Annotated in this window: 28 protein-coding genes; 15 read left to right on the top strand and 13 right to left on the bottom strand. The window is 60.4% G+C overall.

Annotation, left to right across the window (positions count from 1 at the left end):
* Positions 1–28: 28 nt before the first annotated feature.
* The 5 genes from speE to M5B98_RS28190 form a co-directional block, all read right to left on the bottom strand.
* A complete protein-coding gene (gene speE, locus M5B98_RS28210; protein WP_085608797.1) occupies positions 29–904 on the bottom strand; it encodes a polyamine aminopropyltransferase in 876 nt (291 codons plus the stop codon).
* 135 nt (positions 905–1,039) lie between these two features.
* Complete coding sequence (locus M5B98_RS28205) at positions 1,040–1,231, bottom strand: PLDc N-terminal domain-containing protein (protein ID WP_003223221.1); 192 nt, start codon at positions 1,229–1,231, stop codon at positions 1,040–1,042.
* A gap of 71 nt (positions 1,232–1,302) precedes the next feature.
* A complete protein-coding gene (locus M5B98_RS28200; RefSeq protein ID WP_248744643.1) occupies positions 1,303–1,833 on the bottom strand; it encodes a hypothetical protein in 531 nt (176 codons plus the stop codon).
* A gap of 91 nt (positions 1,834–1,924) precedes the next feature.
* Complete coding sequence (locus M5B98_RS28195; protein ID WP_085710653.1) at positions 1,925–2,443, bottom strand: ankyrin repeat domain-containing protein; 519 nt, start codon at positions 2,441–2,443, stop codon at positions 1,925–1,927.
* A gap of 97 nt (positions 2,444–2,540) precedes the next feature.
* Positions 2,541–4,379, bottom strand: coding sequence for a long-chain-acyl-CoA synthetase (locus M5B98_RS28190; RefSeq protein WP_248744642.1), 1,839 nt, complete (start codon positions 4,377–4,379; stop codon positions 2,541–2,543).
* A gap of 388 nt (positions 4,380–4,767) precedes the next feature.
* Here M5B98_RS28190 and M5B98_RS28185 point away from each other — a divergent pair, with 388 nt between their 5' ends.
* Positions 4,768–5,046 carry a DUF3509 domain-containing protein gene (locus M5B98_RS28185; protein ID WP_085710651.1) on the top strand — a complete coding sequence of 93 codons (279 nt, stop codon included), beginning with the start codon at positions 4,768–4,770 and terminating at the stop codon, positions 5,044–5,046.
* Positions 5,047–5,122: 76 nt separating this feature from the next.
* Here the strand turns inward: M5B98_RS28185 and mtnC are convergent, their stop codons facing one another.
* From mtnC to aroC, 5 genes are all read right to left on the bottom strand, one after another.
* On the bottom strand, positions 5,123–5,806 hold the full coding sequence (gene mtnC / locus M5B98_RS28180; RefSeq protein WP_248744641.1) for an acireductone synthase: 684 nt from the start codon (positions 5,804–5,806) through the stop codon (positions 5,123–5,125).
* 4 nt (positions 5,807–5,810) lie between these two features.
* On the bottom strand, positions 5,811–6,356 hold the full coding sequence (locus M5B98_RS28175) for a 1,2-dihydroxy-3-keto-5-methylthiopentene dioxygenase (protein ID WP_248744640.1): 546 nt from the start codon (positions 6,354–6,356) through the stop codon (positions 5,811–5,813).
* Positions 6,357–6,448: 92 nt separating this feature from the next.
* Positions 6,449–7,075, bottom strand: coding sequence for a methylthioribulose 1-phosphate dehydratase (locus tag M5B98_RS28170; RefSeq protein ID WP_085710648.1), 627 nt, complete (start codon positions 7,073–7,075; stop codon positions 6,449–6,451).
* Positions 7,072–8,217, bottom strand: a complete 1,146-nt coding sequence (locus M5B98_RS28165; RefSeq protein ID WP_248744639.1) for an MFS transporter — start codon at positions 8,215–8,217, stop codon at positions 7,072–7,074. Before M5B98_RS28165 ends, M5B98_RS28170 begins: the two co-directional genes overlap by 4 nt.
* 31 nt (positions 8,218–8,248) lie before the next feature.
* Complete coding sequence (aroC, locus tag M5B98_RS28160) at positions 8,249–9,340, bottom strand: chorismate synthase (protein WP_114882003.1); 1,092 nt, start codon at positions 9,338–9,340, stop codon at positions 8,249–8,251.
* A 130-nt stretch (positions 9,341–9,470) separates the two neighbouring features.
* Here aroC and M5B98_RS28155 point away from each other — a divergent pair, with 130 nt between their 5' ends.
* Both M5B98_RS28155 and M5B98_RS28150 read left to right on the top strand, forming a co-directional pair.
* Positions 9,471–10,424 (top strand): alpha/beta hydrolase, encoded by a 954-nt coding sequence (locus M5B98_RS28155; protein ID WP_248744638.1) that lies wholly within the window; start codon positions 9,471–9,473, stop codon positions 10,422–10,424.
* Between the two features lie 97 nt (positions 10,425–10,521).
* Positions 10,522–11,313, top strand: coding sequence for a hypothetical protein (locus M5B98_RS28150; protein WP_248744637.1), 792 nt, complete (start codon positions 10,522–10,524; stop codon positions 11,311–11,313).
* Positions 11,314–11,355: 42 nt separating this feature from the next.
* Here the strand turns inward: M5B98_RS28150 and prmB are convergent, their stop codons facing one another.
* Positions 11,356–12,264 (bottom strand): 50S ribosomal protein L3 N(5)-glutamine methyltransferase, encoded by a 909-nt coding sequence (gene prmB / locus M5B98_RS28145; RefSeq protein ID WP_085710643.1) that lies wholly within the window; start codon positions 12,262–12,264, stop codon positions 11,356–11,358.
* Positions 12,265–12,503: 239 nt separating this feature from the next.
* Here prmB and M5B98_RS28140 point away from each other — a divergent pair, with 239 nt between their 5' ends.
* The 5 genes from M5B98_RS28140 to M5B98_RS28120 all read left to right on the top strand — a co-directional run bounded on the left by M5B98_RS28140 (position 12,504) and on the right by M5B98_RS28120 (position 15,275).
* Entirely contained in the window at positions 12,504–13,094 is a 591-nt protein-coding gene (locus M5B98_RS28140; protein ID WP_085732351.1) for a cysteine hydrolase family protein, read from the top strand.
* A 131-nt stretch (positions 13,095–13,225) separates the two neighbouring features.
* Complete coding sequence (locus M5B98_RS28135) at positions 13,226–13,546, top strand: hypothetical protein (RefSeq protein ID WP_085732350.1); 321 nt, start codon at positions 13,226–13,228, stop codon at positions 13,544–13,546.
* Positions 13,547–13,620: 74 nt separating this feature from the next.
* Positions 13,621–14,178 carry a Smr/MutS family protein gene (locus M5B98_RS28130; protein WP_065258068.1) on the top strand — a complete coding sequence of 186 codons (558 nt, stop codon included), beginning with the start codon at positions 13,621–13,623 and terminating at the stop codon, positions 14,176–14,178.
* A 77-nt stretch (positions 14,179–14,255) separates the two neighbouring features.
* A complete protein-coding gene (gene folE, locus M5B98_RS28125) occupies positions 14,256–14,801 on the top strand; it encodes a GTP cyclohydrolase I FolE (protein WP_003204506.1) in 546 nt (181 codons plus the stop codon).
* Between the two features lie 102 nt (positions 14,802–14,903).
* Complete coding sequence (locus M5B98_RS28120; RefSeq protein WP_007960011.1) at positions 14,904–15,275, top strand: glutathione S-transferase N-terminal domain-containing protein; 372 nt, start codon at positions 14,904–14,906, stop codon at positions 15,273–15,275.
* A 32-nt stretch (positions 15,276–15,307) separates the two neighbouring features.
* Here M5B98_RS28120 and M5B98_RS28115 read toward each other — a convergent pair whose 3' ends face one another.
* On the bottom strand, positions 15,308–16,474 hold the full coding sequence (locus M5B98_RS28115) for a PLP-dependent aminotransferase family protein (protein ID WP_248744636.1): 1,167 nt from the start codon (positions 16,472–16,474) through the stop codon (positions 15,308–15,310).
* Between the two features lie 82 nt (positions 16,475–16,556).
* Here M5B98_RS28115 and M5B98_RS28110 point away from each other — a divergent pair, with 82 nt between their 5' ends.
* From M5B98_RS28110 to M5B98_RS28095, 4 genes are all read left to right on the top strand, one after another.
* Positions 16,557–17,000, top strand: a complete 444-nt coding sequence (locus M5B98_RS28110) for a MarR family winged helix-turn-helix transcriptional regulator (RefSeq protein WP_248744635.1) — start codon at positions 16,557–16,559, stop codon at positions 16,998–17,000.
* Positions 17,001–17,198: 198 nt separating this feature from the next.
* Positions 17,199–18,548 carry an NCS2 family permease gene (locus M5B98_RS28105; RefSeq protein WP_114881997.1) on the top strand — a complete coding sequence of 450 codons (1,350 nt, stop codon included), beginning with the start codon at positions 17,199–17,201 and terminating at the stop codon, positions 18,546–18,548.
* Between the two features lie 87 nt (positions 18,549–18,635).
* Positions 18,636–19,265, top strand: coding sequence for a LysE family translocator (locus tag M5B98_RS28100; RefSeq protein ID WP_248744634.1), 630 nt, complete (start codon positions 18,636–18,638; stop codon positions 19,263–19,265).
* Between the two features lie 140 nt (positions 19,266–19,405).
* Positions 19,406–20,998: a hypothetical protein gene (locus M5B98_RS28095; RefSeq protein ID WP_248744633.1), complete on the top strand. Its 1,593-nt coding sequence runs from the start codon at positions 19,406–19,408 to the stop codon at positions 20,996–20,998.
* A gap of 107 nt (positions 20,999–21,105) precedes the next feature.
* Here M5B98_RS28095 and uraH read toward each other — a convergent pair whose 3' ends face one another.
* On the bottom strand, positions 21,106–21,459 hold the full coding sequence (gene uraH, locus M5B98_RS28090; RefSeq protein ID WP_236182467.1) for a hydroxyisourate hydrolase: 354 nt from the start codon (positions 21,457–21,459) through the stop codon (positions 21,106–21,108).
* Positions 21,460–21,889: 430 nt separating this feature from the next.
* Here uraH and puuE point away from each other — a divergent pair, with 430 nt between their 5' ends.
* The 3 genes from puuE (at position 21,890) to alc (ending at position 24,411) form a co-directional block, all read left to right on the top strand.
* Positions 21,890–22,816 (top strand): allantoinase PuuE, encoded by a 927-nt coding sequence (gene puuE / locus M5B98_RS28085; protein ID WP_007960032.1) that lies wholly within the window; start codon positions 21,890–21,892, stop codon positions 22,814–22,816.
* Positions 22,813–23,328: a 2-oxo-4-hydroxy-4-carboxy-5-ureidoimidazoline decarboxylase gene (gene uraD / locus M5B98_RS28080; protein WP_085710634.1), complete on the top strand. Its 516-nt coding sequence runs from the start codon at positions 22,813–22,815 to the stop codon at positions 23,326–23,328. The genes puuE and uraD overlap by 4 nt, the downstream gene beginning before the upstream one ends.
* Before the next feature lie 87 nt (positions 23,329–23,415).
* Positions 23,416–24,411 (top strand): allantoicase, encoded by a 996-nt coding sequence (alc, locus tag M5B98_RS28075; protein WP_085710633.1) that lies wholly within the window; start codon positions 23,416–23,418, stop codon positions 24,409–24,411.
* Positions 24,412–24,445: the final 34 nt, after the last annotated feature.

The following is a 24,445-nucleotide window of genomic DNA, read 5'->3' as shown; positions in this document are numbered from 1 at the left end:
CGCTCCCGCAGTGATGACGGCCGAGTGATCAGTCGTTGCTTGGCTTGTTCACCGCTTGCAGCACGTATTGCGGCAAGGCGAAGGCGCCGATGTGGATTTCCGGGTTGTAGTAACGGGTGACGATGCCGCTGCCGATGAAGCGCTGTTGCAGGACTTCACGGCTCAGTTTGCGGTAGGCCGGGTTGGTCGAGCCCCAGGCGAAAGTCATCGAGCCGCCGATGTAGGTCGGCACGGCCGCCTGGTAGAAGTGCCAGTCCGGGAACAGGCTGCGCAGGCGACCGGCGGTGGTCTTCACTTCGTCGATCTGCATGAACGGCGTGCCGTTCTGGGTCACGAGGATGCCGCCCTCGTTCAGGCAGCGGTGGCAGGCCTGGTAGAAGTTCTCCGAGAACAGCACTTCGCCCGGACCGATCGGGTCGGTGGAGTCGGAAATGATCACGTCGAATTTTTCGGTGGTGGTGGCGACGAAACGCATGCCGTCGTCGATCACCAGGTTCAGACGTGGATCGTCGTAGGCGCCCTTGGAGTGGTTCGGCAGGAACTCCTTGCACATGTCGACCACGGTGCCGTCGATTTCGACCATGGTGATGTGCTCGACGCTGGCGTGTTTGGTCACTTCGCGCAGCATGCCGCCGTCACCGCCGCCGATGATCAGCACGCGCTTGGCGGTGCCGTGGGCGAGGATCGGCACGTGGGTGAGCATTTCGTGGTAGATGAATTCATCGGCTTCGGTGGTCTGGATCACGCCGTCCAGCGCCATCACCCGGCCCATGCGCGGGTTCTGGAAGATCACCAGGTGCTGGTGCTCGGTGCGCACTTCGTGCAGCAGTTTTTCCATGCGAAAACGCTGGCCGTAGCCTTCGTAGAGGGTTTCCAGGTATTCGCTGGTCTTGGTGACGGTCATGGTGAAGTGCTCCGATGAATGCGCGGGCGCCAATCGTCAGGTTCGATTGCCCGGGAAAGGCGCGCATTCTACGTTGCCGAAGATGACAGGTCGAACCTCAGTTCATCGGCCCCGCGCAATCCATGGTGCGAACGGTCAGATCCGCACATTGCCCCGCGGCCCGGCGATCGCCCAGATGATCAGGCCCAGCACCGGCAGGAGGATGATCAACAGCACCCAGAGGATTTTCATCCCGGTCTCGGCGCCGCTTTTCAGCACGTTGATGATCGCCCAGATGTCGAGGGCAAGGATGATCAGGCCGATCAGGCCGTTGAACGTGGAACCCATGGTGTCGCTCCAGAATAGTGGCATGCACTTTTAGGATAGACGGTCGCGCGCAGGGTTCCCTTTTATTGCGTTCAGACGTGGACGGCGATCTTCAAGGCTTCCAGCGACGGCGCGGCAGCGATGCCGACCTCGGCGCACAGCTCCAGCACGCGCGGTACGTCGTTGCCGTAGACCAGCACCACTTGCAGCTCGTCGTCGAGCAACTGGCTGAAGTTCATCAGCGTGTAACCGCCGTTTTCCTTGTTCAGGCTGCTCATCTGCACCTGGATGCGGTTGAGCGCAGTCAGCGCTTCGGTCTTGGCCAGTTGTTTGGGCTTGAGGTTGAACTCCACGCCCGGACCGAACGACGCCACGATCTGCGCGAACAGGTCGACATAGGTGTCGGCCTGGAACAGCACGGTCTCCGGCAGACTGCCGACCACGACCCACTCGCCCAGCGGAATCGGGAAGGTGTCGTCGTAGTTGATGTCCGGGTTGGCAGTCAGAAAAGCGTCGGCATCGGCGTAGGCCTGTGCGGCCTCGTCGGCGACTTTCTGAATCTCGTCTTCGCCCATGCAGCCGGAGCTGATTTTGCTGATGAGTTCGGCGAGTGCGGCTTTCATGGGGGCAGGTCCTGTGGCTTGGGGAATTTCGAGGGCGCGAAGGATAGCGCATTCTCGCCCTCGCCACAGAGCCGGCTGCGGACCGACGGTGTCAGCCCAGCAGTTTTTCCAGCTGCGCGGTGGTGTCCACAGCGCCCATGGTGCGGGCGGCGTCCAGCGCGGTGACGCCGTTGGCGTCCTTGGCTTTCGGGTCGGCGCCCTGGTCGATCAGGAACTCGACGATTTCAACCCGGTTGAACATCGCCGCCATCATCAGCGCCGTGCGGCCATCGAAAGAGGCGCCTTCAATTTGCGCACCACCGGCCACCAACGCCTTGACCACCGCCAGATCACCCTTGAACGCCGCGCCGGCAATCGGGCTCTGGCCATTGCCATTGCGTTGTTCCGGGTCGGCCTTGTGCTTGAGCAGCACTTGCACCGCGTCCACGTGACCGTAGTAGCTGGCGAGCATCAGCAGGGTGTCGCCCTTGCTGTTGGTCAGGTTCACCGGCAGACCGGCGGTGATCAGGCGGTCCAGCATCACCGCATCGCCTTCGCGCGCCTTGTTGAATACCTGCTCGGTGAATTCGGCAGCTTCTTCGGGGGTCATCTGGCGGCTTTGGTCGGACATGGGGCAACTCCACTTTCGGTCAATCGGAAAGCCGCTAGTTTCCCGAGCGCGGCGATAGCTGTCACCCCCTTTTTTCCAAGCTTCGCGATAGCCAATATCAATAACGGAACTTGCCTGCGTGGATGTCCGCAAGGATTTCATCCGTGACCTGCACGTAGGTTTCGGTGCCCGGCAACCAGGCGTAGATCGGATCGTCACCCGTCTGGCCGGGATCGAAGCCTTCGTTTTTCAGGCGCGTCTTCTGGTATTTGAAGGTGCCGGTAGTTTCCATCTTCACCTTGACCCGCAGGAACAGCGGCACCGCATAAGCCGGCATACGTTGACGGGCGAAGGCCAGCAACTCGGTGAAATCCAACGTCGCCAGAGACTCGGCCGGGGTGATCGCCGCCATGCCGGCGCGACCGTTGGTGTCGGGGATTTCCACGCCATAGGCCACGGCTTCGGAAATGTGCGGATGCTGGAGCAGCAGGTTCTCGACCTCGGTGGTCGAGACGTTCTCGCCCTTCCAGCGATAGGTGTCGCCGAGCCGATCGACAAACTGCGCATGGCCGAAACCGATGTTGCGCAGCAGATCACCGGTATTGAAGAAGCGGTCACCCTTGACGAATACATCCTGCAGCACGACTTTCGCGGTTTTCTGCGGATCGGTGTAGCCGTCCAGCGGCGCCTTGTCGTCGATCCGCGCCAGCAGCAGGCCGCGCTCGCCCCGGTCGACCTTGCGCATGAAGCCGTCAGCACCACGAATCGGCTCGCCGCTGTCCTGGTCATAAGCGACCAGTTCCCAGGCCATCAGCGAGAAGCCGATGGTGTTGTCGAAATTGAGGATGTTGGTGAAGCCGATATTGCCGTCGCTCGCCGCGTACAGTTCGCAGATGTGATCCACCGCGAACCGGGTCTTGAACTCGGCCCAGGCACCGGGCCGCAAACCGTTGCCGATCATCTTGCGCACGTCATGGCGGCTGTCATCGCTGCTGACCGGCTGATCCACCAGATAACGGCACAACTCGCCGACGTAGCCGATGGTGGTGGCGCGGTAGCGGCGTACGTCGCTCCAGAACTGCCGGGCGCTGAACTTGCGGCGAATCGCGAAACCCGACGCGCCATTGACCGCCGAACCCCAGCACACGCAAAGCCCGGTGGCGTGATACAGCGGCAAGGTGCAATAGACGATGTCGTCCGGGCGCATGTCGAGGGCGATCATGCCGAAGCTCGCCGAGCTGCGCATCCAGCGTCCGTGCTTGAACACCCCGGCCTTGGGCAAACCAGTGGTGCCGGAGGTGTAGATGTAGAAGCACGGGTCATCGAAGAAGATCTGCCGGCTGCTGGCCGGATTGTCGCCCGGCGCGTCGGCGCTAGCGCTGATCAGATTGGTGTAACCCTCCGGCGCAATGCCCGGATGGCTGAACGTGTCCTGATCGGCGACGAACCAGGTACGGGCCGACGCAATCGACACTTGCTCGCGCACCGCCGCGAAGGCTGGCAGCAACTCCTCGCCGACGACAATCGCCACCGGCGCCACCAGATTGATGCTGTGGATCAGCGTGTCGCGGGTCTGTGAGGTATTGAGCAGCGCGCTGACGGCGCCGACCTTGGCCAGCGCCAGAATCGTCACCAGCAGTTCCGGACGGTTCTCGATGAACACCGCCACTACATCGCCTTTGCCGATGCCCTGCCCGATCAGATAGTGGGCGATGCGGTTGGCCCATTGGTTGACCTGTGAATAGCTCAGCACCACTTCGCCCGACAGCAGCGCGGGGCCTTCCGGATTGCGCAGGGTCGCTTGCTCGAATGTCCAGCCCAGGCCACAGGTTTGGGTCGGATCCTTGACGTTGGCCACCTTCATGCCTTTCACCACCCGAGGGATGGCTTTGGCGATCATCGGCAGTTTGCGGAGCATCATGCCCCAGGTAATCGTGTCGCTAGGCGCGTGACTCATGGCAGCTCCCGTTCGACCTTGACGTGCAGGCCGGATTTTTATTGTCGGGCAATCGGGTGAGGCAACCGGCGCTTCTCGAGCGAGGGTCGAGGCCGAAAATACGTCAGGGCTTCTCGGGCTGTACACGCGGTTTTTGCAATGTTTTGTATCCGCCAGCGCTACAAGGCGAAACGTGATTGCGGACGGATGGAATGGTTCCATCGGATCGACAGTGATCCCGCAAAATGCAGGATGCACGATGGCCATTCATGCAGAATGCACGACGAGTTGAATTTACATAATTTATAACTTATTGATTTATAAGAAATTTATAAAAACAAAATACTGGCACAATCGCTGCAACCTCCTCCGCATGCTTGCCATTCAAGTGCATACGGAGCTGAAAGACATGAGCCTGATCCAAGAAAAATTTACCTCCCTGTTCTCCAACTTCGCAGTCACCACCCAACCGCGTCCCGATGGCGGGATCCTGCTGACGCTCAAGAGTGCCGACGGCAAAGTGTTCAAACGTGCGCTCACCTATCAGCAATTGCATGCCGGCGACCAATTGTCGTGGGCGATCAGCGCGATTCGCCGTGACCTGGCAGAACAGGCCAGCGAGCTGCCGCAGATCGGCATGTTGCAAAGCCAGCAGCGTTTTGCCCTGCCGACCTATCACTCGATGTAATTCGAACACCGCATAAACAAACAGGCCGTGGAGCTTTCGCTTCACGGCCTGTTTGTTTATGCGTCGATTTGCGGAGTCAGAACGCTTCCGGCTCGATCCCGGTAAAGCTGTCGACGGTCACATGCCCTTCCAGCTCCCCACCCTCACGGGCCAGGCCACAGGTTTGCAGGCCGGCGATCCGGGCGGCATCGAGTTCCTGCACGATGTCGGACAGGAACAGGATTTCCTGCGGCTCAACGCCAATGGCCTGCTGGATATTGCTGTAGGACTGCGCTTCGCGCTTGGGCCCGGAAGTGGTGTCGAAGTAACCGCTGAACAGCGGCGTCAGATCCCCGGCTTCCGAGCAGCCGAAGATCAGCTTCTGTGCCTGAATCGAACCGGACGAGTAAACGAACAGTTGATACCCGGCCAGATGCCAGCGCTGGAGCGCTTCGACGGCGTCGGGGTAAACATGCCCTTTCAACTGCCCAGCCTGATAGCCCTGCTCCCAGACCATGCCCTGCAACGCTTTCAGCGGCGTGGCTTTGCGGTCTTCGGCGATCCAGGCCAGCAGAATTTCCACGACCCGTTCAACATCGGCCTGCGGTTCGTTGCTGTCGCGGCGCACGGCGTCCAGTTGTTCGGCAACGTCGGCGCGTGTGGCGTTCTGGCGAACGAAGTCCGGCAGGTGTTTCGCCGCATACGGAAACAGCACGTCGAACACAAAACTCACCGCGCTGGTGGTGCCTTCGATGTCGGTGAGGATGACCTTGATCGACATCGGCTCAGTCCTCCAGACGCGGGAAGCGGCCGGCGATGTCTTCGCCGGTGAAATTGGCCACCCAGCCTTCAGGGTTGTTGAACAGGCGGATCGCCACGAAATGCGGGTTCTCGCCCATGTCGAACCAATGCTTGGTGCCGGCGGGCACCGAAATCAGGTCGTTCTTCTCGCACAGCACGGCGTAGACGTAATCGTCGATGTGCAGGGTAAACAGGCCACGGCCGGCAACGAAAAAGCGCACTTCGTCTTCGCCATGGCGATGTTCTTCGAGGAACTTGGCGCGCAGCTCGGCTTTTTGTGGGTGATCGCTGTTGAGGCTGACCACATCGACGGTGATGTAACCGCGCTCGGTCATCAGCTTGTCGATCTGCTCTTTGTAAGCGCCGATCACCTCTTCCTGGCTGGCACCGGGCTGGATCTTCGCGGTGGCTTGCCAGCGGTCGAAACGCACGCCCTGCTCGGCCAGGGTCGAGGCGATGTCTTCGAAATGGGTCAGCACCTTGTTCGGAATTTCAGGGCTGGAAACGTGATAGACGGACAGGCTGCTCATGGGGCAACTCCTCGGTATCGGCCTTGCCGTCCGGTTCTTCGAGACCGGTCGGGCACTGCATTCATCAGGCAAATGGGCTGGTTCTGGTGAAGTCAGCCTTGGCGGTTCATGACGCTGCGGGTCTTCAACTCGCATTCAAACAGGAATTCAAAGGCCTCGATCTGGCGCAACGCGTCACTCATCTGTGCGCCCCAGGTGTAGAGACCGTGGCCGCGAATCAGATAACCGACGCAATCGGGATGGGCGTCGAGCCAAGGCTGCACCTTGGCGGCGAGGCGTGCAATGTCCTGATCGTTGTCGAAGATCGGCACCCGCACCCGGGATTCGTGGGTCGAAATGCCGCTGAAGGCTTTTTGCAATTCGTAGTCTTCGAACTCGATGAAGTCTTCCGGCGTCAGACGCGACAGCACCGTGGCGTTCACCGAGTGGGTGTGCAGCACCGCGCCAATTTCCGGGCGCCAGCTGTAGAGCTGGGTGTGCAGCAGGGTTTCGGCGGACGGCTTTTTGCCCGGTTCCAGACTGTTGCCGGACAGGTCGGTCGCCAACACATCGTCCAGACCCAACTGGCCCTTGTGCTTGCCGGACACGGTCAGCAGCGCTTCGCTCGGCGACAGGCGCGTCGAATAGTTGCTGCTGGTGGCCGGCGACCAGCCGCGACCATAAAGAAAACGCCCGGCATCGACGATTTGCTGGGCAAGCTGTTCACGGGTAAGGCTCATGGCCTGTCCTCTTGCATTCGAATGGCAATGATAACGGCAGCGGCGAGCGCTGCGAGACTGGCAATACTAAAGGTCAATGTCGCGCCGAGGACATTCCAGCTGTAGCCGGAATACAACGCGCCGAGCGCACCCCCGGTGCCGGCCAGCGCCGCGTACAGCGCCTGGCCCTGCCCTTGCTGACGGGCGCCGAAGCTACGTTGCACGAACGCGATGGCAGATGCATGAAAGCTGCCGAATGTTGCGGCGTGCAGCACCTGGGCAAACAGCAGCACCCAGAGGAATTCGGCGAACGAACCTAGCAGCAACCAGCGCAGCGCCGCCAGCAGAAAACTTGCCATCAGCACGCGGCGCAGGGAAAACCGCGCGAGGATCCGGCTCATGGCCATGAACATCAGCACTTCCGCCACCACGCCAACGGCCCAGAGCATGCCGATCACGCCACGGCTGTAACCCAGTCGCTCAAGGTGCAAGGTCAGAAAGGTGTAATACGGCCCGTGGCTCATCTGCATCAGTGCTACGCAACCGTAGAACGCCAGCACCCCGGGACTGCGCAACTGTTTGAGAAAACCCTCGCCCGTCGGCCGGTTGCCCTGGGGCGGCTGCGCGTTCGGCACCCACAGACTGCTGAGCACAATGCCGGCCATGATCAACACCAACGCCGCCGGGTAGATGTCGAGGCTCAGCCATTCGAACAATCGCCCGAGCGCGACCACGGTGATGATGAAACCGATCGAGCCCCACAGGCGGATCTGGCTGTAGCGGGAGGTCTGGCCCTGCAGATGCGCAAGCGTGATGACTTCAAACTGCGGCAACACCGCGTGCCAGAAGAACGCATGCAACGCCATGACCATCGCCAGCCAGGCGTAGGTCTTGCTGACGAAAATCAACGAGAAGGTCAGCAGCGTGCATGCCGCGCCGAAGCGCACGATGGCCAGGCGTTTGCCGGTGTAGTCGCCGAGCCAGCCCCAGATGTTCGGCGCCACGCAGCGCATCAGCATCGGAATCGCCACCAGCTCGCCGATGCGCGCGGCGCTGAATCCGAGGTGATCGAAGTACAGCGCCAGAAACGGCGCCGTCGAGCCGAGCAAGGCGAAATAGAACAGATAGAAACTGGACAGCCGCCAGTACGGGAGCGCCGCCACCGTCAGACCGCAGCGGCTGTGAGTTGACCCATCAGAGCTGGCCCAGAACCGGGGTGTTCACGCGCACGTCGGCGTTCTGGCCACGGTGACGCAGCAGGTGATCCATCAGCACGATGGCCATCATCGCCTCGGCAATCGGCGTGGCGCGGATGCCGACGCACGGATCGTGACGACCCTTGGTGATCACTTCGACCGGGTTGCCGTCGATATCGATCGAACGGCCCGGGGTGGTGATGCTCGAGGTCGGTTTCAGCGCCAGATGGGCGACGATCGGCTGACCGGACGAGATGCCGCCGAGGATGCCGCCGGCGTTGTTGCTGAGGAAACCTTCCGGGGTCATTTCATCGCGGTGCTCGGTGCCACGCTGGGCGACCGAAGCGAAACCGGCGCCGATTTCCACGCCCTTGACCGCGTTGATGCTCATCAGCGCGTGGGCCAGTTCGGCGTCGAGACGGTCGAAGATCGGCTCGCCCAGGCCCGGCATCACACCTTCGGCAACCACGGTGATCTTGGCCCCGACCGAGTCCTGATCACGGCGCAACTGGTCCATGTAGGCTTCCAGCTCCGGAACCTTGTCCGGGTCCGGGCTGAAGAAGGCGTTCTGCTCCACCGATTCCCAGGTCTTGAACGGGATTTCGATCGGGCCGAGCTGGCTCATGTAGCCGCGAATGACGATGCCCTGGGTCGCCAGGTATTTCTTGGCAATCGCACCGGCCGCCACGCGCATGGCGGTTTCCCGCGCGGAGCTGCGGCCGCCGCCGCGGTAATCGCGCTCGCCGTATTTATGGTGGTAGGTGTAGTCGGCATGGGCCGGACGGAACAGATCCTTGATCGCCGAGTAGTCCTTGGACTTCTGGTCGGTGTTGCGGATCAGCAGGCCGATGGAGCAGCCGGTGGTGCGGCCCTCGAACACGCCGGAGAGGATTTCGACTTCGTCCGCTTCCTGACGCTGGGTGGTGTGGCGGCTGGTGCCCGGCTTGCGGCGATCGAGGTCGCGTTGCAGGTCCTCAAGGGAAATCTCCAGGCCCGGCGGGCAGCCGTCGACAATGGCGACCAACGCCGGACCATGGCTTTCGCCCGCGGTGGTGACAGTGAACAACTTGCCGTAGGTATTGCCGGACATGCAGGACGCTCCGTGAAATCAAACCCAAATTCATGATGCGCGCCAGTATACGCAGGCTAACCGAGTAGTTCATCCTCGAACCTTGGCGGTGTTGGTGAGTCCAACCGGCACCTTTGCAAATGATGGCGTGATGATGCTGCGAGTTTTGATCTTGAGCCTTACCCTGTTTACTGGCTACGTCCAGGCAACTCTCCTGCAACGTCCGGTGACTCTGGACACCGGCAGCGGCGAACTTTTCGGCTCGCTGCTGCTGCCAAAGTCTGACAATCCGGTGCCGGTTGTCCTCATTCTTTCTGGCTCGGGTCCTACGGATCGTGACGGAAACAACCCCGACGGCGGGCGCAACGACAGCCTCAAGCGGCTGGCCTGGGTGCTGGCCAAACACAATATCGCCAGCGTGCGTTTCGACAAGCGCGGGGTGGCCGCGAGCCTGGCCGCGACGCCGGATGAGCGCAATCTGTCGGTGGGCGCCTACGTCGCGGACGCCGTGGCCTGGGGTCAGAAGCTCAAGGCTGACCCGCGTTTCGGCCCGTTGATTCTGTTGGGTCACAGCGAGGGCGCACTGATTGCCAGCCTGGCCGCACCGAAAGTCGACGCTGCGGCAGTCATTTCGCTGTCCGGCACAGCCCGGCCAATCGATCAGGTGCTGCGCCGACAACTGGCCCGCAGCCTGCCGCCACCGTTGATGCAGCGTAGCAATGAACTGCTCGACAGCCTCAAGGCCGGCCACACCGACGACAATGTCCCGCCGCCCTTACAGCCAATATTTCGTCCGAGCGTGCAGCCGTATCTGATTTCGCTGTTCCATCAGGATCCGTCCAAGGCCTTCGCTCAACTGAAAATGCCGGCCTTGATCGTCCAGGGCAGCAACGACATTCAGGTGCAGGTCGATGACGCCAACCTGCTCAAAGCGGCAAAACCCGACGCGACACTGGCGTTGATCGAAGGCATGAACCACGTAATGCGCATCGTGCCCAACGACGTGAAGCGGCAAATGGCGTCATACAAGGACCCGAATTTGCCGCTGGCGGCGGAATTGGGGACACGCATCCTCGAATTTATTGACGGACTTCGCGCCCGTTAAGGTCTTTTCACCCTCCAGTCCTGAAAAAAACGGCCGATAAGCCTTTGTCGCCAGCGTACTGGCTGGCGACATGCAGCTTGGACAGGATCTCGCCGTTATGACTGATACCCAGACTTCACCCGACACCACCGCTGAAAAAGACGCACCGCCAGCGGTCGAGCTGCCATGGGCGGATGTCCACGTCGAGCACCACAAGATGCTCCGCCTGGCGCCGTTGCAGACCGACCGCAACACCGGCGGGCGGCCGTTGCGCTTCGTCGAATTCGGTTACGCCGAGCGCAACAACAAAGAACACAGCCTGATGCGCATGGCGATCAAGCTGCCCGCGCAGCGTGTGCGCAAAGAGCAGAATCAGCTCGACGTGTGGGTCGACCACAAGACCAAACGCGTGCACTTCGGCCCCGACAGCGGCTTGCAGATCGAACCGCTGAACCGTGGCATCGGCCGCTTCATGGCCGCCCAGGGCATCAACTGGGCGAAAAAGCGCTGGCCCACCTACACCGTCGACGGCATGGACTTGAACAACAAGGACGCGCTGAACGAAGACACTCGCCTGCGCCGCGATCACTTTCTGCGTGTGCATGGCTTTGATGTGGTGTACGCCGACGCCCAGCATTTGAAGGGCAGCGTCAAGGAAGTCCAGGTCGGGGATTTGCTGGGCGACTGGAACAGCGAAAAGCTGCAGATCGTCGAGATTCTCGAAGCCGCGCAGATGCTGCAGCAGGCCGAGCAGAATCTGGCCGAGCAGGAAGTGAAGCTGAAAAAGCAGGAAGACAAGGTCAGCAAGTTCAAGCGTGAAGACGCGGGTTTGCGCTTCACCATTACGTGTCTGGTGGCGTTTGCGGTGTTCCAGGCCGGTTTGCTGATCTGGATTGCCACGCACCGCTAAGCCAATGATCGTTCCCACCGAGGTGGGAACGATCGGTTCAGGTCAGACGCGGGAAGCGAACAGCGCCTGGTGATCGCGGCACTGTTCGGCAGTCAGCATGAACACGCCATGCCCGCCACGCTGGAATTCCAGCCAGGCGAAATCGACTTCCGGGTACAGCGCTTCGACGTGTACCTGGCTGTTGCCCACCTCAACGATCAGCAAACCTTTCTCGGTCAGGTGATCTGCCGCTTCGGCGAGCATCCGGCGCACCAGATTCAAACCATCATCGCCACAGGCCAGGCCCAACTCCGGCTCGTGCTGGTATTCGTCCGGCATGTCGGCGAAATCTTCCGCATCGACGTAGGGCGGGTTCGACACGATCAGGTCGAAACGTTGACCCGGCAGACCGTCAAAACCATCGCCCTGCACGGTAAACACACGCTCATCGACGCCATGGCGCTCGATGTTCTGGTTCGCCACTTCCAGCGCTTCGAACGACAGGTCCGCCAGCACCACTTCAGCGTTCTGGAACTCGTAGGCGCAGGCGATGCCGATGCAGCCGGAGCCGGTGCACAGGTCGAGAATCCGCGCCGGTTCGTCGCCGATCCACGGTGCAAAACGGTTTTCGATCAACTCGCCAATCGGCGAACGCGGGATCAGCACACGCTCATCGACGATGAACGACATGCCGCAGAACCAGGCTTCGCCCAACAGGTAAGCAGTCGGAATGCGTTCTTCGATGCGGCGCTTGAGCAAACGCTGAAGATTGACCAGTTCGTCGTCTTCCAGCGCGCAGTCCAGATAGCTGTCGGCGATTTCCCATGGCAGGTGCAAAGCGCCGAGCACGAGTTGCCGGGCCTCGTCCCAGGCATTGTCGGTGCCATGGCCGAAAAACAGATCCTCCCCATGGAAGCGGCTGACGGCCCAACGGATGTGGTCGCGCAGGGTACGAAGTCGGGAAGTGATCACGGGGCAGAACTCCAGAAAAAACGACTGGCGATTCTACCAGCCAAAACGCGCCACGACGACGCAGGAAAAATCCCGGAGCGACGGTAGGAGTGTTCCGAATTCCTTATCGGCTATTGAACAGAACGTGTAACTTGACGAGGCTGCAGGCCAGTAACGACGGTGCCTACGATGGTAGCGATTCACAGAACCGCTCAGCCAGAGGACAATGTCGCAAAAGCCCCACCCCAAGGAGCCCCAGAATGTCCGTTCCAAAAACGATGTTTCAACTCAGCGGTCGCGGTTACGCAGCGGCCACGTTGAGCCATGCCACCGTGGTCATCATCGATGCCCAGAAAGAGTACCTCAGCGGCCCGCTGGCCCTGAGCGGCATGGACGCGGCTGTCGCGAACATCAAACAACTGGTTGCCGCCGCCCGCGCAGCCGGCCGTCCGATCGTGCACGTGCGCCACCTCGGCACCGTCGGCGGTCTGTTCGACCCGCAGGGCGAACGCGGCGAATTCATCCCCGGCCTGGAACCCCAGGGTGATGAAACCATCATCGGCAAATTGCTGCCGAGCGCTTTCCACGGCACCGAACTCTACGATCGTCTGCAAACCCTCGGTTCGCTCGACCTGATCGTCTGCGGTTTCATGAGCCACTCCAGCGTCAGCACCACCGTGCGTGCCGCGAAAAACCTGGGTTTCCGTTGCACCCTGGTCGAAGACGCCTGCGCCACCCGCGATCTGCCGTTCAAGGGCCGCGTGCTCAGTGCCGAACAGGTTCAGGAGGCGGAAATGGCGATCATGGCCGACAACTTCGCCACCCTCGCGTTGACCAATGACCTGATCTGATCGACCGCCAATGAGCGGCTCAGCCCGCCGCTCATCCGCAAAAGCCTCGCATTTGCTTCAATTACCCTAGCCTCAGGAACAACCCGGTCAACTCCCGGTCGAAGGGCCGATACCCATTGAGGAAGGTCGGAATGAAGTTATCCGATGGATTTGACGCACGCCGCTTGCGGCCCAAAGGCCAAAGCAACTGGCGTTTTCGATTCGGCGCAGCGATCGCCGCCATTCTGGCGACGTTCGGTGTGCTGTTGGCGATGGCCGGGGCTGCCAGCCTGATCGGGCATCCGCCGGCACTCGGCGACTTGAATGCGACGCCGATGGGCTCGGCGATCATTCTGGCCGTCGGCCTGCTGTTCCTGTATTTCGGCGTGGCCCTGTGGCGTCGTTGCCGGCGTCGCGCACGGCAATCGCGGGAGCTGAACATGTCCCCGCACCTGATGAAAAAACACGACTGAATCGACGGCCTGGCTTTTTGCCGGGCCGTTTTGTGTCTGTTTGGGTAAACTGGCCGCCCTTCGCGGAGGCTGATATGCAAGACGACGATTTTTCCCTGTTCAAAAGTGCGATCCAAGGCGTCAAGCCGATCAAGCACGACCGCGCCGACACCGGCAAACCCAAGACTGACCGCGCGCAAATCGCCAAGCTGCGCCAGTCCGCGACCATCCGCACCGAAACCACCACCGTTGACGGCCTGTCCGATCAGTTCGTGATCGATGTCGGTCCCGAAGACGAGTTGATGTGGGCCCGCGACGGCGTGCAGGAAAGCCAGATGCGCAAGCTCAAGATCGGGCAGATCCCGTTCGAGGGCAGCCTCGACCTGCACGGCATGAGCGTCGAAAAGGCCCGGGAAACCCTCTGGGCGTTTCTGGCCGAAGCGACCAAGTTCGAAATCCGCTGCGTGCGCGTCACCCATGGCAAGGCTGTGCGACTGGACGGCAAACGACCGATGATCAAGAGCCACGTCAACACCTGGCTGCGCCAGCATGCGCAAGTGCTCGGATTCTGCTCGTGCCAGGCCAAACACGGCGGCGCCGGCGCGGTTTACGTGATGCTCAAACGCACCATGATGGAAGGCCGCGACGAATAATCCCGTCACACCGAACTTGCAGGGTCGTGTCCGCCGCCGTACCCTTGCCCTTTGCGAAAATCCCCACAGGTAGTTTCATGTCCCTGGAACAGAATTACACCGCGATTCTCGGCCAACTGGGCGAGGACGTGTCCCGCGAGGGCCTGCTCGACACGCCAAAGCGTGCCGCCAAAGCCATGCAGTACCTCTGCCGCGGTTATGAACAGACGCTCGAAGAGGTCACCAACGGTGCCCTGTTCAGCTCCGACAACAGCGAAATGGTGCTGGTGAAAGACATCGAGCTCTACTCGTTGTGCGAACACCACCTGCTGCCGTTCATCGGCAAGGCCCACGTCGCGTATATCCCGAGCGGCAAAGTGCTGGGCCTGTCGAAGGTCGCGCGGATCGTCGACATGTACGCCCGCCGCCTGCAGATCCAGGAAAACCTCAGCCGCCAGATCGCCGATGCGGTCCAGCAGGTTACCGGCGCGCTGGGCGTGGCCGTGGTGATCGAGGCCAAGCACATGTGCATGATGATGCGCGGTGTGGAGAAACAGAATTCGTCGATGATCACCTCGGTGATGCTCGGTGAGTTCCGCGAAAACGCGGCGACCCGCAGCGAGTTTCTCAGCCTGATCAAGTAATTCGTGACACAAAAAAACCGGCGTTGATCGCCGGTTTTTTTTCGTCCGTGAAAAATCGGGTAAGCTGCGCGCCTTCTTCAATGTCCCTGTGAGGCTTGTAACGTGTTCGTCAAAGCGCTTCGTGTCGGCCTCGGCCAACTGATCATCTTCGTTGACTTCCTGACCCGCCCGGGCAAGAAACAGCGCCCCGCCGCTGCCCAGGCCCAGGTTGACGCCGCCGCCAAGGACCTGACCCTGTATCAGTTCCACGCCTGCCCGTTCTGCGTGAAGACCCGCCGCAGCCTGCGTCGCCTGAACGTTCCGGTGGCCCTGAAAGACGCGAAGAACAACGAGCAGGACCGCCAGACCCTGCTGGAACAGGGCGGCAAGATCAAGGTGCCGTGCCTGCGCATCGAAGAGAACGGCCAGACCACCTGGATGTATGAGTCCAACACGATCATCGAATACCTGAACAAGCGGTTCGCCGCCGTCTGAATCAAAAAAAACCGGCCTGATGGCCGGTTTTTTTATGCGGCCTGCGCGGCCTGTGCCTGGCGCACCACCGCTGCCAGACGCTTGAGCCCTTCGTCCAGGCGGGCCGGGTCAATGTGACTGAAGTTCAGGCGCAGATGACCGTGATTGCGATCCGGCTCGGGGAAAAACGGCTCGCCCGGCATGAACGCCACATCGTTGGCCAGCGCGGTATTGAGCAAGGTGCGCGTGTCCAGCGGCTGTTTAAGGGTCAGCCAGAAAAACAGCCCGCCCTGCGGCGTGTTCCAGTCCGCCAGATCAGCGAAATGAGTTTCCAGCGCCGCTTGAAAGGCATCGCGACGCTGACGGTAGAAGCCGCGCAATTCACTCAAGTGCTGCTGATACTTTTCGCTGCCGATCCACTGCAAGGCCTGCCATTGACCGATGCGGTTGGTGTGCAGATCCGCTGACTGCTTGAGTTTGAGCAGATGCGGAAACAGATCCGGGCTGGCGATCAGGTAGCCAACGCGCAGGCCCGGCAACAGGGTTTTCGACACGGTGCCGGTGTAGATCCAGCTGGATTTTTTCAAGCGTCCGGCAATCGGCTGGGCGCTGCCGCCGTCGAAGGTCAGTTCGCGGTAAGGCTCGTCTTCGATCAGGGTTACGCCGAATTCGTCGAGCAACGCCGCAACTGCTTCGCGCTTGGCTTCGCTGTAGCGTACGGCGGACGGGTTCTGGAAGGTCGGGATCAGGTAGATGAACGCTGGACGATGTTGCTCCAGGCGTTGACGCAACTGCGCCAGGTTCGGTCCGTCAGCTTCCAGCGGCACGGTCAGGCTATCAGCGCCGAACAGCTGGAAAATCTGCAAGGCTGCCAGATAGGTTGGCGCTTCCAGCAGGATTTCGCTGCCCTTGTCGATGTACAGCTTGGCGGCCAGATCGAGTGTTTGCTGGGAACCACTGACCACCAGCACCTGACTCGCCTCACACGGCAGACCCAGCGCCCTCGCCTCTGCCGCCAGCGCTTCGCGCAAGGCTGGCTCGCCTTCGCTCATACCGTATTGGCCGAGGGACAGCGGCATGTCGGCCCACTCGACCTTCGGCAACATGGCTTCAGCCGGCAGACCGCCAGCGAAGGACATCACTTCCGGGCGCTGGGCCGCAGCAAGGATTTCACGGATCAGAGAACTTTTGAGACGCGACACACGTTCGGAAAAAGCCATGGAAGTCACCGCTAGCGAGGCATGGGAAAAATGAGTCAAACTTATTGACTGAAATTACGACACCCTCTCTGGAAGCGTCAATATGCTTGACCTTAAAAACTGCACCAGCCAACAGCAAGCCATGGAAGCTTTTTTCTTCGGTTATCAAGCGTTCACTGCCAAGGCTGACGAAATGCTCGAGCGTCGCGGCCTGTCCCGCGTGCATCAACGCATCGTGTTTTTTATTGCCCGTTATCCGAATTTGAGCGTCAAGGAGTTGCTCGCGCTGCTCGGCGTTAGCAAACAGGCATTGAACATGCCGTTGCGTCAGCTGCAGGAAATGCATCTGGTGGAAAGCGTGGCGTCCGAAGAAGACAAACGTAAACGGCTTCTGACGTTGACCGTCGAAGGCGCGAAATTTGAGCAGGCATTGCGCCGCGAGCAGGTGAAATTACTGGAACGGGTGTTTGCCGAGGCCGGCGAAACCGCGGTGAATGGCTGGCTGGCGGTGAATATGGCGTTGGGGAAAAACCGCTCGGCCGAGTGATATAGCGCGATCCTCAAAACTTTCGTCTACAAAACCAAAAACAATATTTGCTTTATTTGTACACAAAAGCATAATCCACTGCGTGCGAGTTCCTGACCGCATGGTCAACAAATTCGCGTATGCCTCAAAGGGCCGCTGCCACCCCCTCATAGGGTCCGGCCCTGGAAATAACAATAAAACTCTTGAGGAGTACTCGCTGTGGAAAGCCGCAAATCCGAAGCATCGACGCTGGAACTCTCGCCGCCGTTACGCAATGGCCTGCTGGAGCGCCTCTTTAAACTCAGCTTGCATGGCACCACGGTGAAGACCGAGCTGATCGCCGGTCTGACAACCTTCATCACCATGGCCTACATCATCTTCGTCAACCCGAACATCATGGCCGATGCCGGGATCGATCACGGTGCGGCCTTCGTCGCCACCTGCATCGCCGCCGCGCTGGGCTGCCTGCTGATGGGCTTGTACGCCAACTGGCCGGTGGGCCTGGCGCCGGGCATGGGCCTCAACGCGTTCTTCACCTACACCGTGGTTGGCACCATGGGCTACAACTGGGAAACCGCCCTCGGTGCGGTGTTCGTCTCGGGCGTGCTGTTCATGATCCTGACCTTTTCGCGGATTCGCGAATGGCTGCTCAACAGCATCCCGGTCAGCCTGCGCTTTGCAATGGGCGCCGGCGTGGGTCTGTTTCTCGGGCTGATCGGCCTGAAAACCGCCGGTATCGTCGTCGACAGCCCGGCCACGCTGATCAAGCTCGGCTCGCTGCGTGAACCCGGCCCGCTGCTTGCCGCCATCTGCTTCCTGATGATCGCGATCCTCAGCTACCACAGAGTATTCGGCGCAATCCTCATCAGCATCATCACCGTGACCCTGGCAGGCTGGGGCCTGGGCATCGTGCACTACTCAGGCATCATGTCGACTCCGCCAAGCCTGGCGCCGACCTTCATGGCCATGAACGTCGCCGGCGTGTTCAACGTCAGCATGATCAGCGTGGTGCTCGCCTTCCTCTTCGTACACATGTTCGACACCGCCGGCACCCTGATGGGTGTTGCCCAGCGCGCCAATCTGGTGGGAGCTGACGGCCGCATCGAAAACCTGTCCCGCGCCATGAAAGCCGACTCCGCCTCCAGCGTATTCGGTGCAGTGGTCGGCGTACCGCCGGTCACCAGCTACGTGGAAAGTGCCGCCGGTGTAGCCGCTGGTGGTCGGACTGGTCTTACCGCAGTGACCGTTGGTGTGCTATTTATAGCCGCGATGTTCTTTGCCCCGCTGGCCGGCATGATTCCCGCCTATGCCACTGCTGGCGCGCTGATTTATGTAGCGATGCTGATGATGGGCGGCATGGCGCACATCGAATGGGACGAAGCGACCGACAGCATTCCGGCCATCGTCACCGCGATCATGATGCCGCTGACCTTCTCGGTCGCCGACGGCATCGCGCTGGGCTTCATTACCTATGTCGCGCTGAAGGCCGGCACCGGTAAGTACAAAGAGATTTCGGTCAGCCTGTGGGTGCTCTGCGCGATCTTCATCGCCAAGTTCATCTTCCTGTAAGCGACACGCGGTTCGAGCGTCAAAACAGCCTCACCCTTGCGGGTGGGGCTTTTGCACATTCTTGATAACGATAAAAAGGAGAAAGTGATGAGTCTGGAAACCTGGCTGCTGTTCAGCGGCGCTGCGCTGGTGGTGATCCTGATTCCGGGGCCACTGTCGTTGCTGATGATCAGCAACAGTCTGAATTACGGTTTGCGCCGCTCCTACCCGGCGTTTCTCGGTGGCGTGAGTGCGTCGATCTGCCTGCTCAGCGCTTCGGCCCTGGGGCTGGGCGCCCTGCTGCTGGCGTCGGAAAAGCTCTTCAGCGCGCTGAAGATCGTCGGTGCGTTGTACCTGTTCTACCTCGCCTGGCAGAGCTGGCAGCAATCGCGTCAGCCATCGGTTGGCGCAGAAGTGCCGCAGGCGGCACCGGTTCCACGCTTTCGCGCACTCTTCGGACGTGCATTCATGCTGGGCGCCAGCAATCCGAAAGACATCCTGTTCTTCGCCGCGTTTCTGCCGCAATTCCTCAGCGCCGAACAGCCGTTTCTGCCTCAACTGCTGGTGATGATTGCGACCTGGACCGTGCTGGATCTGCTATGCAAATTGACCTACGGCCTCGGCGCCCACGGTGCCGCGCGTTACCTGCGCAGCGGCAAGGGCCAGAGCTGGTTCAACCGCATCAGTGCCGGACTGTTTGGCGGCGCAGGTGCAGCTTCATTGTTGAGCAGCCACTGAGGCCATTGAAAGCGGCCAATACCTGGCAACATTTCGCCTGGCGCATAGATATATGTACCGCACTTCGCAACGTTGATTCACCGAACATCCGGCCTCTTCTGGCCAGATCAACGTGAATCGACCTTGCGAGTGAAATACCCATGAGCCCCAAACGCCCGATAAAACCCGGTGCCTCGACCACCTCCCCCGAAACGCCTTTCACCCTTCCCGACATCGGACCTCCGGCACTCCACAGGTTGCCGCTGAACATCGCGCCCCATGGCGAAGACCCAATACCTGTCGATCACCTGAGGGCGCCTGTTCAATCACCTTCCTCCCGGCATATACCTTTAGAGATCGTCGACCTTCCGGCCGAGACCCATATCACCCCTGTCGTGGTCCATGCGCCGATCGAGCACTATTTCCTTGCGCCCAATCAGCTATCCAGACTTCCGGCGCCGAATACGCTTTCCGGCATTCGGGAACTCGGGACGCAGAGGCACTTCGTGGATCTTCAGGAAGGGGGAACCGTGCTGCTGGGCATTGATTCGGAGAACCATTTCCGGGCCAGATTGAACAGCGACTTCAGACCTTCCGGTCCACGACTCGAACGGATGGAAGGCACCCTCACCTGGCGCGTGAAACCCAGCGACGAGAGTGCCGGCGGCAGCGATTCCAGATTGACGCTCAAGCGCCTGCGAAACCCGGATGATGATCCGCAAGAAGTGGTCGCACCCAAACGCTCTTCCACCGCGACGGGTGAGGAATGGTCCGATCCCTGGAAAAAATGGGACGCGCCTCCCCAGCAGGCATCCATCAGCGGCATTGAAGTCGATGGCATCCGGTTTCTGCTTGTGCCGCGCGGTACCGACCCGGATCACCCGATCGTCTACATCAAGAATCCGGAACACTGGGTGTATGACTTCGACTATATGGAGCGCATCCTCGGCACTGACCTGATGCAGCAACCCAGGGGGGCGATCCGCGTTCCGCCTGCCAATCAGTGGGAGATCGATCCGAACCTGCCCTTTCAACACCCGCTGAAGCAGTACATCGCCACTTATTTTCCGCTGTTGTCGGGTACCTCGGTAAACAAGGTGGCCAGACATCAATTCGGCCTGGCAAACGATGGGGATATGGCAACCGGCGTGGGGCTGACTCGCCTCAGGCAAACGTTCAACGATTGGAAACGCGGTAACAGCACGCCTCATCCGCCACTGGCCGATCCATTGCTGATGCTGCCGACGCTGGCTACATCCAGCGGCGGGCCAGGGCTCAGCCGTACACTGGAATTGCCAACCCTGACCCCGGAAGGCCCCCTGCAGCGACTGGACTTCGACCTGACAAGGCAAGAGTGGGATTATTTCAAAACGACGCAGTCAGGCGTTGAGCTCAAGCGGCTCATGGCCAACATCCTGAATCGCCAGGGCTATGATGTTTTCACGCCAACGCCTTCATCTTCCTTCCCGGCCCTGGTGTTTCGTCGGGAGAATCATCCCTTTGTCTTCTTCATCAGCCTGCATCGCGTCAGGGGCAGGAAAATTCATCAACCCCTGAATTCCGGTCCCGACGCTGCCGACGCCCGGTTGAACACCCAGGTCGGGTATCCGGCACTGCAGGAAATCCTCCAGGCGCACGCCGAAAAAAGGCTGGTGTGGCTCAAGGGCGGATCTCAAATTCATGCTTCGCAACCGGACAGTATTTTCATCGTCAGGGATGATGAGTCGAGGCTCGGAACGCTTGCCGACCTTTAATCAGGAACGCCTTTGGCGAGACGAAAAAAAGCCCGCAGTGTGAGCGGGCGAAAGACCAAAGAAGCTATATGCGCAGTCGCTTCCCGGTGGAGGCAGCTGCTTGGGGGTCAGCTGCCCCGGTACGTGGAATAGCTGTAAGGCGAGATCAGCAACGGTACGTGGTAGTGATCCTGTTCGGCAGAGATGCCGAACCGCAGCACCACCACGTCCAGAAATGCCGGCTCCGGCAACTGGACGCCACGGGCGCGGTAGTAATCGCCAGCGTGGAACTGAACCTGATAGACACCGGTACGGTAGTCATCGCCTTGCAACAGCGGCGCATCGACCCGGCCATCGCTGTTGGTAAACGCACTGGCGACCAATTCCAGGTGCGAACCTTCAACGCGGTACAGCTCGACCTTGATCGAGCTGCCCGGGCAACCGTGTGCAGCGTCCAAAACGTGTGTTGTCAAACGTCCCATTGATTCTGCGCGCCTGCCTGCGTGGAGCAGTCAGACTTCGCGCCTCCCGAAGTCAGTTGAAAAGGAGACCGCACCGTTTCGGAGCACGAAAAGCTGCGGCGAGCGACTGATTAAGACACTTTTCAAAAAAATTGTACACAATAAAAACGACATTTTTCCGCTTACCTCCGCCATCCCGCGATTTCCCGGGGATCTGCCCGAGAACCAGGCATTCATTGAACCCCTGAACCATTAGCTGACTGGTCAGGCAGGTTTCTTGCAGGTTCACGCCATTAACAGCAAAAGATGACAGCCGGTGAAAAATGCGAAAATTCAGGCTTACAAATTGAGAATAAAGTTGTATACAATCAGCCCATCGCTGTGACGCCAGCCTGCCATCCAAACTTCAGGGCGCCACACAATCTGTCAACGAATAAGAAGGAAGACTGCAGTGAGCGCTGACTACCCACGCGACCTGATCGGTTACGGCAGTAACCCTCCTCACCCACACTGGCCGGGCAATGCCCGGATCGCCCTGTCGTTCGTACTCAATTACGAAGAAGGCGGCGAGCGCAACATCCTGCACGGTGACAAAGAATCCGAAGCCTTCCTCTCGGAAATGGTTGCGGCCCAGCCTCTGCAAGGCGCGCGCAACATGAGCATGGAATCGCTTTACGAGTATGGCAGCCGTGCCGGCGTCTGGCGGATCCTGAAACTGTTCAAGGAATTCGACATTCCGCTGACCATCTTCGCCGTGGCCATGGCCGCCCAGCGTCACCCGGACGTGATCCGTGCGATGGTCGAGGCCGGTCACGAGATCTGCAGCCACGGCTACCGCTGGATCGACTACCAGTACATGGACGAAGCCCAGGAACGCGAGCACATGCTCGAAGCGATCCGCATCCTCACCGAACTCACCGGCGAGCGCCCACTGGGCTGGTACACCGGCCGCACCGGCCCGAACACCCGTCGTCTGGTGATGGAAGAAGGCGGTTTCCTCTACGACTGCGACACCTATGACGACGACCTGCCCTACTGGGAACCGAACAACCCGACCGGCAAGCCGCACCTGGTGATCCCGTACACACTGGACACCAACGACATGCGCTTCACCCAGGTCCAGGGTTTCAACAAGGGCGACGATTTCTTCGAATACCTCAAAGACGCGTTCGACGTGCTCTACGCCGAAGGCGCCGAAGCACCGAAGATGCTGTCGATCGGTCTGCACTGCCGACTAGTGGGCCGTCCGGCGCGTCTGGCTTCGCTCAAACGCTTTATCGAATACGCTAAAAGTCATGAACAGGTGTGGTTCAGCCGCCGCGTCGACATCGCCCGTCACTGGCACGAAACCCACCCGTACCAAGGGGCTGCCAAATGAGCACCTTTCAAACCCTGAAACCGTCGACCCTGAGCCGCGACGCCTTCGTCAAAGCCTTCGCCGACATCTACGAACATTCGCCATGGGTGGCCGAGAAGGCCTTCGACCTGGGCCAGGACGCGTCGATCGACCAGATCGAAACCCTGCACCAGCGCATGAGCGACATCCTGTTGAGCGCCGATCACGCCAGTCAGCTGGCACTGATCAACGCTCACCCGGACCTGGCCGGCAAAGCTGCCGTCCAGGGCCAGTTGACCGAAGCCAGCACCAATGAACAGGCTGGCGCCGGTATTCACCAATGCACGGCCGAAGAGTTTTCTCGCTTCACCGAGCTGAACGACGCCTACAAGGCCAAGTTCAAGTTTCCCTTCATCATGGCGGTAAAAGGCAGCAACCGGCATCAGATCCTCGCGGCGTTCGAAACGCGCATTCACAACCCGGTCGACACCGAGTTCAAATGCGCGCTGGCGGAGATCAACAAGATCGCCCTGTTCCGTTTACTGACTCTTTAGCAAGCCTGGCCCGAGCGTGTCAGACGCGGAGAACGCCCAGGGCCTCGCAAGCATCCCCAGCCACTTATTTAAAGGCAGACAAGAAGAATGAAAGCTTACGCCGTACCTTTCGAGAAGTTCGTCAACCTGGCCGATGCCCGTCTGGGCACCAAAATCATCTCGGTCACCGATGACTGGTTCGCAGACGCCAATCGTCTGTTTCAGCCGACCCCGGCCGTGTGGAAGGAGGGCGTGTTCGACGACAACGGCAAGTGGATGGACGGCTGGGAATCGCGCCGCAAGCGCTTCGAAGGCTACGACAGCGCGGTGATCCGCCTGGGCGTACCGGGTTCGATCAAAGGCGTGGACATCGACACTTCATTCTTCACCGGCAACTTCCCGCCATCGGCCTCGCTGGAAGCGTGCTTCCTGGCGTCGGGCGAGCCGGACGAAAACACCCAGTGGACTGAAGTGCTGTCGGCCGTCGAGCTGCAGGGCAACAGCCACCACTACCACGAAATCAGCAACGACAAGGCGTTCAGCCACCTGCGCTTCAACATCTACCCGGACGGCGGTGTTGCCCGTCTGCGCGTGTACGGCATTCCGTTCCGCGACTGGTCCGCTGTTGGCGACAACGAGCAAGTTGACCTGGCTGCAGCCCTCAACGGTGGCCGCGCCCTCGCCTGCTCCGACGAACACTTCGGCCGCATGAGCAACATCCTCAACCCGGGCCGTGGCATCAACATGGGCGACGGCTGGGAAACCGCACGTCGTCGCACGCCAGGCAATGACTGGGTGATCGTCGCGCTGGGCCACCCGGGCGAGATCGAGAAAATCGTCGTCGACACCCTGCACTTCAAAGGCAACTACCCGGACAGCTGCTCGATCCAGGGCGCGTTCGTCAAGGGCGGCACCGACAGCCAGATCGAAACCCAGTCGCTGTTCTGGCGCGAACTGTTGCCGAGCCAGAAGCTGGAAATGCACGCCGAACACACCTTCGTCGAGCAGATCAAGGCACTGGGCCCGATCACCCACATCCGTCTGAACGTGTTCCCGGATGGTGGTGTGAGCCGCCTGCGCCTGTTCGGCAAGGTAGCTAAATAAGGGTGAACCCAATCGCTGGCAAGCCAGCTCCCAC

The sequence above is a fragment of the Pseudomonas sp. MWU12-3088 genome (assembly GCF_023242405.1).
GTDB classification, from domain to species: domain Bacteria; phylum Pseudomonadota; class Gammaproteobacteria; order Pseudomonadales; family Pseudomonadaceae; genus Aquipseudomonas; species Aquipseudomonas kribbensis.
The sequence above is the reverse complement of the archived record's forward strand: the minus strand, read 5'-3'. Positions and strand labels throughout refer to the sequence as shown.

Excerpts from the sequence above, each read along its gene's own strand:
- speE (WP_085608797.1), bottom strand. The coding sequence starts at position 904 with ATGACCGTCACCAAGACCAGCGAATACCTGGAAACCCTCTACGAAGGC.
- M5B98_RS28205 (WP_003223221.1), bottom strand. The coding sequence starts at position 1,231 with ATGGGTTCCACGTTCAACGGCCTGATCGGCCTGATCATCCTTGCCCTC.
- M5B98_RS28200 (WP_248744643.1), bottom strand. The coding sequence starts at position 1,833 with ATGAAAGCCGCACTCGCCGAACTCATCAGCAAAATCAGCTCCGGCTGC.
- M5B98_RS28195 (WP_085710653.1), bottom strand. The coding sequence starts at position 2,443 with ATGTCCGACCAAAGCCGCCAGATGACCCCCGAAGAAGCTGCCGAATTC.
- M5B98_RS28190 (WP_248744642.1), bottom strand. The coding sequence starts at position 4,379 with ATGAGTCACGCGCCTAGCGACACGATTACCTGGGGCATGATGCTCCGC.
- M5B98_RS28185 (WP_085710651.1), top strand. The coding sequence starts at position 4,768 with ATGAGCCTGATCCAAGAAAAATTTACCTCCCTGTTCTCCAACTTCGCA.
- mtnC (WP_248744641.1), bottom strand. The coding sequence starts at position 5,806 with ATGTCGATCAAGGTCATCCTCACCGACATCGAAGGCACCACCAGCGCG.
- M5B98_RS28175 (WP_248744640.1), bottom strand. The coding sequence starts at position 6,356 with ATGAGCAGCCTGTCCGTCTATCACGTTTCCAGCCCTGAAATTCCGAAC.
- M5B98_RS28170 (WP_085710648.1), bottom strand. The coding sequence starts at position 7,075 with ATGAGCCTTACCCGTGAACAGCTTGCCCAGCAAATCGTCGATGCCGGG.
- aroC (WP_114882003.1), bottom strand. The coding sequence starts at position 9,340 with ATGTCCGGCAATACCTACGGCAAGTTGTTCACTGTCACCACCGCGGGC.
- M5B98_RS28155 (WP_248744638.1), top strand. The coding sequence starts at position 9,471 with ATGATGCTGCGAGTTTTGATCTTGAGCCTTACCCTGTTTACTGGCTAC.
- M5B98_RS28150 (WP_248744637.1), top strand. The coding sequence starts at position 10,522 with ATGACTGATACCCAGACTTCACCCGACACCACCGCTGAAAAAGACGCA.
- M5B98_RS28140 (WP_085732351.1), top strand. The coding sequence starts at position 12,504 with ATGTCCGTTCCAAAAACGATGTTTCAACTCAGCGGTCGCGGTTACGCA.
- M5B98_RS28135 (WP_085732350.1), top strand. The coding sequence starts at position 13,226 with ATGAAGTTATCCGATGGATTTGACGCACGCCGCTTGCGGCCCAAAGGC.
- M5B98_RS28130 (WP_065258068.1), top strand. The coding sequence starts at position 13,621 with ATGCAAGACGACGATTTTTCCCTGTTCAAAAGTGCGATCCAAGGCGTC.
- folE (WP_003204506.1), top strand. The coding sequence starts at position 14,256 with ATGTCCCTGGAACAGAATTACACCGCGATTCTCGGCCAACTGGGCGAG.
- M5B98_RS28115 (WP_248744636.1), bottom strand. The coding sequence starts at position 16,474 with ATGGCTTTTTCCGAACGTGTGTCGCGTCTCAAAAGTTCTCTGATCCGT.
- M5B98_RS28110 (WP_248744635.1), top strand. The coding sequence starts at position 16,557 with ATGCTTGACCTTAAAAACTGCACCAGCCAACAGCAAGCCATGGAAGCT.
- M5B98_RS28100 (WP_248744634.1), top strand. The coding sequence starts at position 18,636 with ATGAGTCTGGAAACCTGGCTGCTGTTCAGCGGCGCTGCGCTGGTGGTG.
- M5B98_RS28095 (WP_248744633.1), top strand. The coding sequence starts at position 19,406 with ATGAGCCCCAAACGCCCGATAAAACCCGGTGCCTCGACCACCTCCCCC.
- uraH (WP_236182467.1), bottom strand. The coding sequence starts at position 21,459 with ATGGGACGTTTGACAACACACGTTTTGGACGCTGCACACGGTTGCCCG.
- uraD (WP_085710634.1), top strand. The coding sequence starts at position 22,813 with ATGAGCACCTTTCAAACCCTGAAACCGTCGACCCTGAGCCGCGACGCC.
- alc (WP_085710633.1), top strand. The coding sequence starts at position 23,416 with ATGAAAGCTTACGCCGTACCTTTCGAGAAGTTCGTCAACCTGGCCGAT.